Genomic DNA, 13004 nt, shown 5'->3' on the forward strand with positions numbered 1-13004 from the left:
ACGGAAGGGATGCACGTGACTCTCCCCCGCAGGAACCCCCACCCCCGCAGATCGGTCCTGCTGACGGCCGCCGCCGCGCTGGTCGTCGCGGGCCCCGTCATATCCGCCCCGCCCGCGGGCGCCGCCGCCGCTCCGGCGGCCGAGGTCTCCCCGCACGCCGCGCAGGCCATCGACAACATCGGTGCCTCGGGCGCCTGGTGGGTCAACGACCTGAAGAACTTCGACCCGAAGGTCCGGGCCCGGGTGGCCAGGCTGCTGTTCGCCCCCGACGGCCTGGACCTGAGCGCCTACCGCTACAACATCGGCGGTGGCGGCACGGGCGTGACCTACGCACCGCGCGCCCCCGAGGACTTCCGCGAGGACGACGGCTCGTACGACTGGAGCAAGGACGAGGCGGGCCGTACGTTCCTGTACGCCGCCGCGAAGTACGGCGTCGAGGACCTGATCGGCTTCGTCAACAGCGCGCCCGCCGAGTGGAAGACCAACGGCAGGAGCTGCGGCGGCCATCTGAAGGCCGAGAACGAGCAGGACTTCGCGAAGTACGTCGCCGACGTCACCGACCACTTCGCGCAGCAGGGCGTGAGGTTCGACTACATCAGCCCCTTCAACGAGCCGACGAACAGCTTCGACTCCTGCGGCCAGGAGGGCATGCTCGTCGACGTCCCGCAGCGCGACGACATCGTGCGGGCGCTCGGCGCCGAGCAGCGGGCGCGGGGGCAGCGGACCGGCATCATCGCCGACGAGTCGACCAGCACAGTGAAGTTCAACGACGAGGTACCGCGCTGGATCAACGAGCCCGGCACCGCGCAGTACGTCGACAAGCTGGCCCACCACACCTACGACAACCCCTCCGACGCCGACCGCGCGAGGGTGTACGAGACGTCGAAGTCGGTGGGCAGAACCTCCTGGTCGACGGAGATCTGCTGCTTCGGCAAGGGCGGCACGGGCTGGGCGCAGGAGTACGACCCCACGATCGACGGCGGTCTGAACCTGTCCCGGATCATCTACAAGGACTTCGCGACCGCGCACGACTCGGCGTTCCACTGGTGGGTGGCGCTGTCGGAGATGATCGGCTCCGACCCGCTCGCCAGGAACGACCAGGGCTGGAACGACGGCCTGATCTACTACGACCCGGACTACGCGAAGAACGGCAACCAGACGCTGTACTTCACCAAGCGGTACTACGCGCTCGGCCAGTACAGCAAGTTCGTGAAGCCCGGCTCGGTCATGCACAACGTGACAGGTCTGCCGGACGGTGTGGAGGCCTCCGCCTACGACCGCAACGGCACATGGGTGGTCGTGGTCAACAACCACAACACCACCGGCACCGATCTGAACCTGCACTTCAACAGCAAGTCGCCGCTGCGCGCCGCCCAGGCGGTCCGTACGTCGGCCGACGAGAACTGGGCGCATGTCGCGCGGCCCTCGGTCAGGGGCGGCACGGTGTCGGCGACGCTTCCGGCCCGGTCCATCACCACGTACGTCCTCGACCAGCGGCCGCGTGCCGCCACGTCGGCCGTGACCGGTGCCTGGCAGGGCGGCCAGTCGGGCAAGTGCCTGACGGCGGACGCCTCGGGCGCCGTCATCGGCACCTGCACGGGCGGCGCCGGGCAGACATGGTCCTACGACGGCCGGGGTGCGCTGAAGGGCCCCAACGGCTATCTGACGGCTGCAAGTTCCGGGCTCACGGCCACCGCCGGCTTCACCGGTGACGCCGGGCAGCGGTGGCTGCTGAACGCGAACGGGCAGATCGTCAGCGAGGCTTCGGGCCGGTGCCTCGACGTCGGCGGGCAGGCGACGGCCGACGGCAGCAAGGTGGGCACGTACACCTGCAACGGGGGCGCCAACCAGGTCTGGCTGCGCCGGTAACCCCCCTCACGGCCAAGGGGGTTGCGGATCCCCGGAGCGGCGATCCGCACCCCCTGACGTCCGGTATCCCGAACGCCGGACAACGCTTCGTGCAGACTTCGTCCAACCCCTTGCCGAAGCCTTAGCCGAAGGTTAACGTCCCGCACCGCACCCCCCTTCGAGCCATCTGACGCTGAGCCGCTTCAGCCTGGGGCGCATCGCCGCAGCCGCACTCGAGACAAGGACGTCATCATGTCGGCACCGAGCAACAGCAACTTCAGCCGCCGGACCGCACTGCGGGCCGCGCTGGGCCTGGCCGCCGCCGGCGGGCTCGCCGCGTGCGGCGGCAACAACGGGCGCGGCGGCGGGTCCGGTTCGGGCGTCAGCCTCAACCAGTACTTCCACGCCTACGGCGAGGCCGGCACCGAGCAGGCCGTCAAGAAGTACGCCAAGGCCTACAAGGACGCGAACGTGACCACCCAGTGGATCACCGCCGCCGACTTCGAGAACAAGCTCTTCGCGACGCTGCTCACCGACAACGCGCCCGACCTGTTCGAGTTCCACCCGCAGATCCAGATGGTCAGGAGCGGCCAGGTCGCGGACCTGACCGACCTCATCGAACCGGTCAAGGACGACTTCAACCCGGCCGACATCGCCTCCCACACGGTCGACGGGAAGACGTACGGCGTCCGCATGATCGACGACCCGCAGTTCTTCTTCTACCGCCCCTCGCTCTTCGAGAAGGCGGGCGTGCAGGTTCCGGAGACCCTGGACGAGCTGATCGAGGCCGCCGCCAAGCTCACCACCGGCAAGGTCAAGGGCCTGTACCTCGGCAACGACCTGCACGCCGTGATCAACCCGATGATCTGGTCCGCGGGCGCCGACACCCTCGACGACAAGAACCGGATCGCCTACCACACGGACGGCGTCGTCGACGGCCTGAAGAGGATGCGCACGCTGTTCACCAGCGGCGACCTGCTGCTGGGCGCCCCGACCGACTACTGGGATCCCTCCGCCCTCAACCAGGGCCTGTGCGCGATGCAGTTCTGCGGGATGTGGGCCATGCCCCAGTTCCAGCAGACCCTCGGCGACGACATCGGCATCTTCCCCTTCCCCAAGGTCACCGACGACGGCAAGCCCTCCGTCTACAACGGCGGCTGGTCGATGTTCGTCAACGCCAAGGGCAAGAACGTCGACGCGGCCAAGGAGTACGTGAAGTGGCTGTGGATCGACCAGAAGGAGTACCAGGAGGACTGGGCCACCTCGTACGGCTTCCACATACCGCCGCGCACCTCGATCGCCGAACAGGCCACCAAGCTGAAGTCCGGGCTGCCGGCCGAGGGTGTGAAGCTCTTCAACGAGTACGGGCACTTCGACAACATCGGCTGGACCCAGGCCATGATCACCGCGCTGGAGGACGTCTTCGCCAACTGCGTCCGCAAGGGCGGTGACCCCGAGGCGGCCCTCGACAAGGCCGACGCGGCCGTCGAGCGCGAGCTGAAGAAGCTCTTCGGATAGGCCGGCGGACGGACCACGACATGTCGACGACCTCCGAGCTCGACCTCGCGAGCCCCGCCCCGGCCAAGGCCTCCCCGGCCAGGTCGCGGCGGGGACTGCGGGGCAGCAGCACCTTCAACTTCTGGCTCTTCACCGGGCCGTTCCTCATCGGGCTGGCGATCTTCATCTACGTCCCGATCGGCTGGAGCGTCTACCTCAGCTTCTTCGAGGCGCGGTTCACGGTCACGCCGGAGAAGTTCATCGGCCTGGACAACTACCGGCACATGCTGACGAACGACGACTTCGTCGGCTCGCTCGGCACCTTCACGGTCTTCGCCGCGTTCATCGTGCCCACCACCTGGGCGCTCTCGCTGGGACTGGCGCTGCTGGTGAACCGCCTGCGGTTCATGCGGGCGTTCTTCCGGTCGGTGTTCTTCCTGCCGACCGCGGTCAGCTATGTCGCCGCGGCGCTGATCTGGAAGATGTCCATCTTCAGCGGTGTCCGCTTCGGTCTGATGAACACGGTCCTCGGCTGGTTCGGGATCGAGAACATCGCCTGGCTCGCCGATCCCAACCCGCCCTGGTACTGGCTGGTCATCGTCACGGCCCGGCTGTGGCTCCAGTCCGGCTTCTACATGATCCTGTTCATCGCGGCGCTCCAGAACATCCCGGCCGAGCTGTACGAGGCGGCGGCCATCGACGGCGCCAAGCGGGGCTGGCAGACCTTCCGGTACATCACGCTGCCCCAGCTGCGGGCCACTTCGACGGCCGTGATCCTGCTGCTGCTCGTCGCCGCCTACCAGGCCTTCGACGAGTTCTACAACCTGCTGGACAAGACGACCTGGGGCCGCCCGCCGCTGGTCGAGCTGTATCTGAAGGCCCTGGGCGAGAACCAGGACTACGGCGCCGGCAGCGCGGGGGCCGTGATCCTGACCGTGCTGATCTGTGTCGTGACCCTGTTCCAGGGCAAGCTCATGGGCTTCGGAAGGGGGGACGAGTCCAAGTGACCACCACCACGCCCGACATTCGCAGGACCGCCCGGGACCGCGGGCCCCGCCGCACCGGGCGCGGCGGCGTGATGGCCAACACCGGCCTCTACCTGGCCACCGGCGTCGCCGCCCTGCTGTTCCTGGTGCCGTTCTACATCCTGGTGCGCAACGCCCTGTCCACGGACGCCCAGATCACCGGGGAGAACTGGACGTTCTTCCCCACGGACGTCCAGTGGGGCAACGTCACCTCCCCGTTCGACGACTCCTCGGTGCCCTTCGCCCGGTCGCTGTGGAACTCCACGGTCGTCGCCGTGCTGCACACCGCCGGCGTCCTGCTGGTGTGCTCGCTGGCCGGCTACGGCCTGGCCCGCATCCCGTACCGGCACGCCAACAAGGTGTTCTACGTCGTGCTGGGCACCCTCATGGTCCCCACCGCCGTGACGTTCGTCCCCAGCTTCGTGCTGGTCTCGTCACTCGGCTGGGTGGACAGTTACCGGGGTCTCATCGTCCCGGGCCTGTTCAGTGGTTTCACCTGCTTCCTCTTCCGGCAGTACTTCCTGGGGTTCCCCAAGGAGCTGGAGGAGGCGGCGCGCGTGGACGGGCTCGGCTACTGGGGCGCGTACTGGCGTGTCGTGGTGCCGAACTCGCTGAACTTCTTCGCCGCGATCGCCACCATCACCTTCATCAACGGCTGGAACTCCTTCCTGTGGCCGCTGGTCATCGGCCAGGACCCCGGCGCGTGGACCGTGCAGGTCGCGCTCTCGTCGTACACGACCGGCCAGACGGTCGTCTTCCACCAGATCTTCATGGCGACAGCGATTTCTATCCTGCCCTTGTTGTTCGTGTTCCTCTTCCTTCAGCGCTGGCTGGTACAGGGGATCGCACAGACCGGTATCAAGGGCTGAGCAAGGAGACAGATGTCTTTCCGCACTACCCGAACCGTCGACTACGTCGAGGACGTCGCACCCGGCCGCGGGGCCCTGGCGCCCCGCGCCCGGGTGGCCGCCTCGAACGCGCAGTCCCTGTCCCTGAACGGCGACTGGCGCTTCAGGCTGTCGGCGACCGCCGACGCCGAGGACGACTCCTTCGCCGCACAGGGTTACGACGCCGCGGACTGGGCCGAGATCACGGTCCCGGGCCACTGGGTCCTCCAGGGCGACGGCGCGTTCGGTGCGCCGATCTACACCAACCACCTCTACCCCTTCCCGGTGGACCCGCCGCACGTCCCGACGGAGAACCCGACCGGCGACCATCTGCGGGCCTTCGACCTGCCGGACGACTGGCCCGCCCTCGACGACGGCGACGTCGTGCTGCGTTTCGACGGCGTCGAGTCCTGCGCCCGCGTCTGGCTCAACGGCACCGAGCTCGGCGAGTTCAAGGGCTCCCGCCTGCCGCACGAGTTCGCGGTCGGCGCCCTGCTGAAGCCCGCCGGCAACGTGCTCGCCGTCCGCGTGCACCAGTGGTCGGCGGGCTCCTACCTGGAGGACCAGGACCAGTGGTGGCTGCCCGGCATCTTCCGTGACGTCACCCTGCTGCACCGCCCGGTGGGCGCGGCGGGCGACTTCTTCGTGCACGCCTCCTACGACCACACCACGGGCGAGGGCACCCTGCGCGTCGACTCCGACGTCGACGGGCGGGTGTCCGTGCCCGCCCTCGACATCGATGTCGCCACCGGCGAGCCGGTCACCGTCGCGGTCGAGCCGTGGTCGGCGGAGAGCCCGAAGCTGTACGACGGCGAGCTGATCACCGCGGGTGAGCGCGTGCCGCTGCGCATCGGTTTCCGTACCGTCGCCCTGGCGGACGGTCTGATCAAGGTCAACGGCAAGGCGGTCCTGTTCAAGGGCGTCAACCGGCACGAGTGGCACCCCGAGCGGGGCCGCGCGCTGGATGTGGAGACCATGCGCGAGGACGTGCTGCTGATGAAGCGGCACAACCTCAACGCGGTGCGGACCTCGCACTATCCGCCGCACCCGGCCTTCCTCGACCTGTGCGACGAGTACGGCCTGTGGGTCATCGACGAGTGCGACCTGGAGACCCACGGCTTCACCGAGCAGGGCTGGCGCGACAACCCCGTCGACGACGACCGCTGGACGCCGGCCCTGCTGGACCGCGCCGCCCGGATGGTCGAGCGCGACAAGAACCACCCCTCGATCGTGTTCTGGTCCCTGGGCAACGAGGCCGGCACCGGCCGGGGGCTGACCGCGATGGCCGAGTGGATCCACGGCCGGGACGCCTCCCGCCTGGTCCACTACGAGGGCGACTGGAACTGCCGCGACACCGACGTGTACTCGCGGATGTACGCCTCCCACGCCGAGGTCGAGCGGATCGGCCGGCACCTGGACGGCGGTACCGGCAGGCGGCGCGAACTGCCCTTCATCCAGTGCGAGTACGGGCACGCCATGGGCAACGGCCCCGGCGGCATCGCGGACTACCAGGAGATCTTCGAGCGCCACGACCGGCTCCAGGGCGGGTTCATCTGGGAGTGGATCGACCACGGCGTCCGCCACCCCGAGCTGGGCTTCGCCTACGGCGGCGACTTCGGTGAGGAGCTGCACGACGGCAACTTCGTCTGCGACGGGCTGCTCTTCCCGGACCGGCGGCCCTCCCCCGGGCTCGTCGAGTACAAGAAGGTCATCGAGCCGGTGCGGATCGAGGGCACCGACGGTGCCGTACGGGTGACCAACGCGTACGACTTCGCCGACCTCGCGCATCTGGAGTTCGAGTTCTCGTACCAGGTGGACGGGACGTCCACGGGTGCGCACACGCTGGCCGTGCCGCCGCTCGCGCCGGGTGAGTCGGCCGAGGTCAAGCTGCCGGCCGCCGCTCCCGACGGCGAAGGTGCCGAGGTCGGATGGACGGTCCGGGCGCTGCTGGCCGCCGACACGCCGTGGGCGGAGCGGGGCCATGAGGTGGCGTGGGCGCAGCGGACGGTCGTGCCGCGGGCGCCCCTGGCCTCGGCCACCGGTGCCGGGCCCACGGCCACCGGCGACCTGATCGTGCTCGGTCCGGCCACGTTCGACGCCCGTACCGGCGCCCTGCGGTCCGTCGGCGGGGTGGACGTCATCGGTCCGCGCCTGGACGTGTGGCGTGCGCCCACCGACAACGACGAGGGCGCCTCGTGGCAGGACGACACCCGCTGGGGCACGCTGTGGCGGAAGCTGGGCCTGCACCGGATGCGGCACCGGCTGGAGGGCGTGGAGGCGGCTGCCGACGCGCTGACCGTACGGACCAGGGTGGCGCCCGCCGCCCGGGACGTGGGCCTGCGCACGGAGTACCGCTGGACGTCCGACGGGACCCGGCTGCGTCTGACCGTCTCGGTCGTCCCCGAGGGCGAGTGGAAGGTGCCGCTGCCCCGGCTCGGCGTGCGGTTCGGACTGCCGGCGGACTCCGTCGGGTTCGCGTCCTGGTTCGGCAGCGGCGGCGAGGCGTATCCGGACACCAGGGCCGCGGCGAAGGCCCTGGTGTGGGACGCGGAGATCGAGGAGCTCCAGACGCCGTACGTCCGCCCGCAGGAGAACGGCGCCAGGTCCGACGTCCGCTGGGTGGAGCTCGGCGGTCTGCGGGTCGAGGGCGAGCCGGAGTTCTGGTTCAGCGCGCGGCGCTGGACCAGCGAACAGCTGGACGCCGCGCGGCACCTCACCGATCTGGTGCCGGGCGACACGGTGTGGGTCAACCTCGACCACGGCCAGCACGGCATCGGCTCGCAGTCCTGCGGTCCGGGCCCGCTGCCGCAGTACTTCCTCGAGGCCCGGCCGGCGGAGTTCTCGTTCGTGTTCTCGGCCACCGAGTGAAGATCACAAGGCGGCAACCATAAATCGATTGACCGATTGATCGACTTTCCGAAAGCGTCGTGACGTCGCCCGCGGCCGGCCGGCAGCCTTGCCGGCCGGCCGCGACTTGCGCTCTTCTGCAAGGGAGTTGATGCCACTTGGTGGGCAGCATCGAGGTTCGTGGCCTGTCCCGGACCTTCCACACCACCGTCCGCCGCCCCGGCTTCGGCGGCGCGCTCCGCTCGCTGGTCAATCCGGAGAAGGTCGCCAAACACGCGGTCCGCGACGTGACCTTCCGCGTCGCTCCGGGCGAACTCCTCGCCCTGCTCGGCCCGAACGGCGCCGGCAAGTCCACCACCATCAAGATGCTCACGGGCATCCTCACGCCCAGCGCCGGCGAGGCCCGGGTCGCGGGCGTCGTGCCGTACGAGGAACGCGAGCGCAACGCCCGCAACATCGGGACGGTGTTCGGGCAGCGCACCCAGCTGTGGTGGGACCTCCCGGTGCGCGAGTCGTTCGCGATCCTGCGCGACATCTACGAGGTCCCGAAGACCGAACACGCGGCACGGCTCGCGGAGTTCGACGACCTCCTCGACCTCTCCTCCTTCTGGGACACCCGGGTCCGCCATCTCTCCCTCGGCCAGCGCGTGCGCTCCGACCTGGCCGCCGCCCTGCTGCACGACCCTCCGGTCGTCTTCCTCGACGAGCCGACGATCGGCATGGACGTGGTGGTCAAGGAGCAGGTGCGCGAGTTCCTGCGGCACCAGGTGGAGCAGCGCGGCCGTACGGTCCTGCTCACCACCCACGACATGACGGAGGTCGAGCGGCTCGCCGAGCGGGTCGTGCTGATCAACCACGGCCGGCTCGTCCTGGACGGCACCCTCGACGAGATCCGCCGCAGGTTCGGCTCGACCTGGCAGGTGCGGGTGACGCTGGCCGACCCGCACACCGAGGTCGGCCACCTGCCGGGCGTCGCGCTGCTGCGCCGCGAGGGCCCGCAGGCCGTCTTCGGTCCGGACGGCCCCGACGCGCCGACCGTGCACCGGGCGCTGAAGCAGGTCATCGAACGGTACGAGGTGACGGATCTCGCCCTGGACGAGGCGGACCTGGAGGACGTGATGCGGGCCGCGTACGTGCACGCCGGTCCCGCGGTGGAGGGAGCCTGATGGCCTCCGTCCTGCACGGCTGGCGGGCGGCACGTGTCACCCCGCTCGGCGAGCTGCACACCCCGCCCCGGATGACGGCCGTCCTGCTGCGGCTCACCGTCCAGGTGGTCCTGGTGGCGTCGCTGTGGCGCGGCCTGTACGCGCAGACCGGTACCACCGCCGGACTGACCCGCGAACAGGCGGTGACGTACGCCGTGCTGGCCGTACTCGCCTCCCGGCTGCGGGAGCTGGACCAGCACGCGGGCCGGGACACGGTCCTCCAGCACATGCACTTCGGCACGATCGTCTACTGGTACCTGCGTCCGCTGCCGCCCCAGCGCTACTACGCCCTGCGCGCCCTCGGCGAGCAGCTGTACGGCCTCGCGTGGGCGCTGTCCGGCTATGTGATCTGCCTGGCCGCGGGGGTGGTCGAGCCGCCCCGGTCCGCGGCAGTGGCGGGGGTGTTCGCGCTGAGCATGCTGCTGGGCCAGTGGGTCCTGTACTACGTCATGCTCCTGCTCGACCAGCTCTGCTTCTTCACCCTCCGCAACAACTCCGCGATGCTGATCCTGATCTTCGCGCAGAACCTGATGTCGGGGGTGTACGCGCCGCTGTGGTTCTTCCCGGACTGGTTCCGCACGCTGAGCGGCTTCCTGCCCTTCCAGGCGACGCTGAGCGTGCCGCTGTCGATCTACGTCGGCCGGATCGGACTGCCGGACGCAGGCGCCCAGTTGGCGGTCCAGGCGGCCTGGGTGCTGGTGCTGGCGCTGTGCACCCGTGGGGTGTGGCGGCGGGCCGCGCGGCGCGTGATCGCGCAGGGAGGCTGAGATGACGTCGAAGGCCGTGAGATCCCTGCGCGTCGTGTGGCGCATCTCGCTGCTCAACATCCGTGCCGCGATGGAGTACCGCACGGAGTTCCTGCTGAACATCGCGATCGGCGCGATCTGGCAGATGTCGGTGATCGTGTTCGCGACGGTGCTGCTGGCCCGGTTCACCGGGATGGGCGGCTGGGACAGCGGGGACGTGCTGCTGATCCCGGCGATCCGGATGCTCGCGCACGGTCTGTTCGTGCTGCTGCTGGGCCGGGTGCACTTCATCGGCCGGCAGGTCCAGGAGGGGCGGATCGACATCTACCTCCTGCGCCCGATGCCGGTGCACCGCCAGGTCCAGCTCGACTACTTCCCCACCAACGCGATCGGTGATCTGACGGTCGCGGCCGGCCTGATGGCGGGCGCGCTCGGCCGCAGCGGCCCGGACTGGTCGGCGGGCCGCACGGCATACCTGATCGCCGCGGTGATCGGCGGCATGCTGCTGGAGGCGGCCCTGTTCACGGCCGTGGCCTCCGCGTGCCTGCGCTACCCCGCCGCCGACTACTGGGGCCGCTGGCTGGAGGAACTCCTCGGTACCTTCGGCAGCTACCCGCTGAACGTCCTGCCGAAGGCGGTGGGCGGCTTCCTCACCTTCGCCCTGCCGCTCGCGTTCGTCGCGTACTTCCCCGCGGCGGTCCTCACGGGCCACGACACGGCCGTTCCGTACTGGCTGGCGGCAGCGTCGCCGCTGCTGGGGCTGGTGGCGTATCTGGGGGCCCGGGGGCTGTGGCGGTGGGCGCTCGGGCACTACACGGGGGTGAACGGATAGCGGTCCGGCCGGCACCCGGGGGGGGTGCCGGCCGGTACGGGGCGGGGTGCCTACGGGCAGCTGATCCGCACGTCCCCGGCATCCGTCGTGCAGGTGTCCAGGCCCAGGCCGCCGTTGGCGGTGTCGTTGGCCGGGACGTTGTCGATGGTGTCGAGCCGGTCGTTCCCGGAGTTGCCGAGCAGGGTGTCGTTGCCGGGGCCGCCGGTGAGGACGTCGTTGTTCAGGCCGCCGTCGACACGGTCGTCGCCGAAGTCGCCGTACACCGTGTCGGTGCCGGAGCCGGCGTTGATCGTGTCGTTGCCGCCGAGGCCGCACATGACGTCGGTGCCGCTGGTGCCGGTCATGGTGTCGTTGCCGCTGGTGCCGATCCGGGTGCAGCCGCGGGCGTTGTTGACCGCGGTGGGCGCCGTGGCCGTGTTGTTGGCGGTGTCCGGGTCGGTCTGCGCCGCGCTCGCGGTGGCCCGGTCGGTGAGGGTGCCGGTGGCTCTGGGTTCGACGACGACCGTCACCGTGGTGCGGGCGCCGGCGGCGAGCGTGCCGAGTGCGCAGCTCGCTCCGGTGGCGGAGGTGGTGCAGGTGCCCTGGCCCGGGGTGGCCGAGACGACGGTGGCCGCCGGGCCGGTGACCGTGTCGGTGAGGGTGACGCCGGTGGCCGAGGTGGTGGTGCTGTTGTTGACGACCGTCACGGTGAAGGTGGCGCGGTCGCCGAGGCTGAGGGCGCCGGTGCCGGTCTTGGTGACCGACAGGTCGACTCCGGGGGGCGGCGGGGGCGGAGTGCCGGCGCCGCCGAGGTAACGGGCCATCACCCGCAGTCCGCTGAAGCCGCTGTTGCCGAAGGCGACGACCTTGCCGTCGCTCTGCGCGGCGAGGGCGTTCAACCGGTCGGCCGCGCCGAAGTCGGTGGTGACGCGGCCGCCCGTGCCGAACCCGGTGTCGAGTGCGCCGTCCGCGTCGAAGCGGGCGAGCAGGAAGTCGCCCGCCTGTCCGGCGCCGCCGGCGAGGATCCGGTCGTCGGGCTGCACCACGAGGTCCCGCACGCCGGCCGTGCCGCCGAAGTCCGTGGTGGCGAGACCACCGGTGCCGAAGCCCAGGTCGCGGCTGCCGTCGACGTTGTAGCGCACGAGTGCGAAGCGGTCCGCGCTCTGTCCGGCGACGATGATCCTGCCGGTCGACTGAACGGCCACGGACTGGCCCCAGTTGTATCCGCCGAGGTCCGTGGTGACCTTGCCGTCGCCGCTGAAGGTGGTGTCCGGGCTGCCGTCGGAGTTGTAGCGCGCCACGGCGAAGTCGAAGAAGCTCTCGCCCGCGTAGCCGGCCATGACGATCTTCCCGTCCGGCTGGAGGGCCAGGTCCTGCGCGGACGCTCCGCCGCCGCCCGTGCCGGAGAAGTCGGTCGTGGTGATGCCGTCACCCCCGCCGAAGGTGCCGTCCGGGCTTCCGTCCGGCAGGAAGCGCAGGACCGCGAACCAGCCGCCGGCGTAGGCTCCGGCGACGATCTTCCCGTCGGGCTGCACCGCGACTCCGGCGGCGTCCTCGGCCCCGGCGGCCAGGCCGGGGCTGACCCATCCGTCGCCGCCCCCGAAGGACGTGTCGACGCTGCCGTCGGCGTTGTAGCGGGCCACCGTGAACCAGCAGCAACCCGCGAACTCGTCGTCGGTCTCCTGGTGGCGGCCGACCACGACGATCTTCCCGTCGGGCTGGATCGCCACGCCGCCACCGACGTCGTCGCCGCCCTCGAAGTCGGTCAGCACCTCGCCGTCGCCGCCGCCGAAGGTGGTGTCGAGGCTGCCGTCGGGGTTGTGCCGCGTCAGGGCGAAGTCGGCAGCGCCCGTGCTCTGCTCCCACCCGACCGAGACGATCTTGCCGTCGGGCTGGACGGCCACGTCCTCGCCCTCGGCGTAGGTGGCCGTGGTGATGCTGACCCGGCCCCCGGTGCCGAACGTGGCGTCCAGGTCACCGGGTGCGGCGAACGCGCCGTGCGGTGCGGCGACGACGAACGCCAGCGCCATGACCGAGGCGGCCAGAGCGCGTGAGGTTCCCCGCAGGGAATCAATGATGGACATGGCGCAAGAGTCCGGACGCGGGGGCGGTGGCCGGGCACGCCGGGCTGGCGAATC

Annotated in this window: 9 protein-coding genes; 8 read left to right on the top strand and 1 reads right to left on the bottom strand. The window is 70.3% G+C overall.

Annotation, left to right across the window (positions count from 1 at the left end; genetic code table 11):
- Positions 1-9: 9 nt before the first annotated feature.
- The 8 genes from ACGFW6_RS32460 to ACGFW6_RS32495 all read left to right on the top strand — a co-directional run bounded on the left by ACGFW6_RS32460 (position 10) and on the right by ACGFW6_RS32495 (position 10887).
- The gene (locus ACGFW6_RS32460; protein WP_393517930.1) at positions 10-1869 is read left to right on the top strand and encodes a glycoside hydrolase; all 1860 of its coding nucleotides are present in this window, start codon (positions 10-12) and stop codon (positions 1867-1869) included.
- Positions 1870-2100: 231 nt separating this feature from the next.
- Positions 2101-3366 (top strand): ABC transporter substrate-binding protein, encoded by a 1266-nt coding sequence (locus ACGFW6_RS32465; protein WP_393517932.1) that lies wholly within the window; start codon positions 2101-2103, stop codon positions 3364-3366.
- Positions 3367-3386: 20 nt separating this feature from the next.
- Complete coding sequence (locus ACGFW6_RS32470; protein WP_393517934.1) at positions 3387-4352, top strand: carbohydrate ABC transporter permease; 966 nt, start codon at positions 3387-3389, stop codon at positions 4350-4352.
- On the top strand, positions 4349-5239 hold the full coding sequence (locus ACGFW6_RS32475) for a carbohydrate ABC transporter permease (RefSeq protein WP_393517936.1): 891 nt from the start codon (positions 4349-4351) through the stop codon (positions 5237-5239). The genes ACGFW6_RS32470 and ACGFW6_RS32475 overlap by 4 nt, the downstream gene beginning before the upstream one ends.
- A gap of 12 nt (positions 5240-5251) precedes the next feature.
- Positions 5252-8125 carry a glycoside hydrolase family 2 TIM barrel-domain containing protein gene (locus tag ACGFW6_RS32480; RefSeq protein ID WP_393517939.1) on the top strand — a complete coding sequence of 958 codons (2874 nt, stop codon included), beginning with the start codon at positions 5252-5254 and terminating at the stop codon, positions 8123-8125.
- Positions 8126-8262: 137 nt separating this feature from the next.
- The gene (locus ACGFW6_RS32485) at positions 8263-9270 is read left to right on the top strand and encodes an ATP-binding cassette domain-containing protein (RefSeq protein WP_393517941.1); all 1008 of its coding nucleotides are present in this window, start codon (positions 8263-8265) and stop codon (positions 9268-9270) included.
- Positions 9270-10076, top strand: coding sequence for an ABC transporter permease (locus ACGFW6_RS32490; RefSeq protein WP_393517943.1), 807 nt, complete (start codon positions 9270-9272; stop codon positions 10074-10076). The genes ACGFW6_RS32485 and ACGFW6_RS32490 overlap by 1 nt, the downstream gene beginning before the upstream one ends.
- Position 10077: 1 nt before the next feature.
- Positions 10078-10887, top strand: a complete 810-nt coding sequence (locus ACGFW6_RS32495; protein WP_393517945.1) for an ABC transporter permease — start codon at positions 10078-10080, stop codon at positions 10885-10887.
- Positions 10888-10937: 50 nt separating this feature from the next.
- On the opposite strand, the gene ACGFW6_RS32500 is transcribed toward ACGFW6_RS32495, so the two are convergent.
- Positions 10938-12950, bottom strand: coding sequence for a calcium-binding protein (locus ACGFW6_RS32500; RefSeq protein WP_393517947.1), 2013 nt, complete (start codon positions 12948-12950; stop codon positions 10938-10940).
- Positions 12951-13004: the final 54 nt, after the last annotated feature.

Source organism: Streptomyces sp. Y7 (assembly GCF_043195415.1).
Taxonomy (GTDB): Bacteria; Actinomycetota; Actinomycetes; order Streptomycetales; family Streptomycetaceae; genus Streptomyces.

Bases quoted from the DNA above. Each gene is read 5' to 3' on its own strand.
- ACGFW6_RS32460 (WP_393517930.1), top strand. From the start codon at position 10: ATGCACGTGACTCTCCCCCGCAGGAACCCCCACCCCCGCAGATCGGTC.
- ACGFW6_RS32465 (WP_393517932.1), top strand. From the start codon at position 2,101: ATGTCGGCACCGAGCAACAGCAACTTCAGCCGCCGGACCGCACTGCGG.
- ACGFW6_RS32470 (WP_393517934.1), top strand. From the start codon at position 3,387: ATGTCGACGACCTCCGAGCTCGACCTCGCGAGCCCCGCCCCGGCCAAG.
- ACGFW6_RS32480 (WP_393517939.1), top strand. From the start codon at position 5,252: ATGTCTTTCCGCACTACCCGAACCGTCGACTACGTCGAGGACGTCGCA.
- ACGFW6_RS32490 (WP_393517943.1), top strand. From the start codon at position 9,270: ATGGCCTCCGTCCTGCACGGCTGGCGGGCGGCACGTGTCACCCCGCTC.
- ACGFW6_RS32495 (WP_393517945.1), top strand. From the start codon at position 10,078: ATGACGTCGAAGGCCGTGAGATCCCTGCGCGTCGTGTGGCGCATCTCG.
- ACGFW6_RS32500 (WP_393517947.1), bottom strand. From the start codon at position 12,950: ATGTCCATCATTGATTCCCTGCGGGGAACCTCACGCGCTCTGGCCGCC.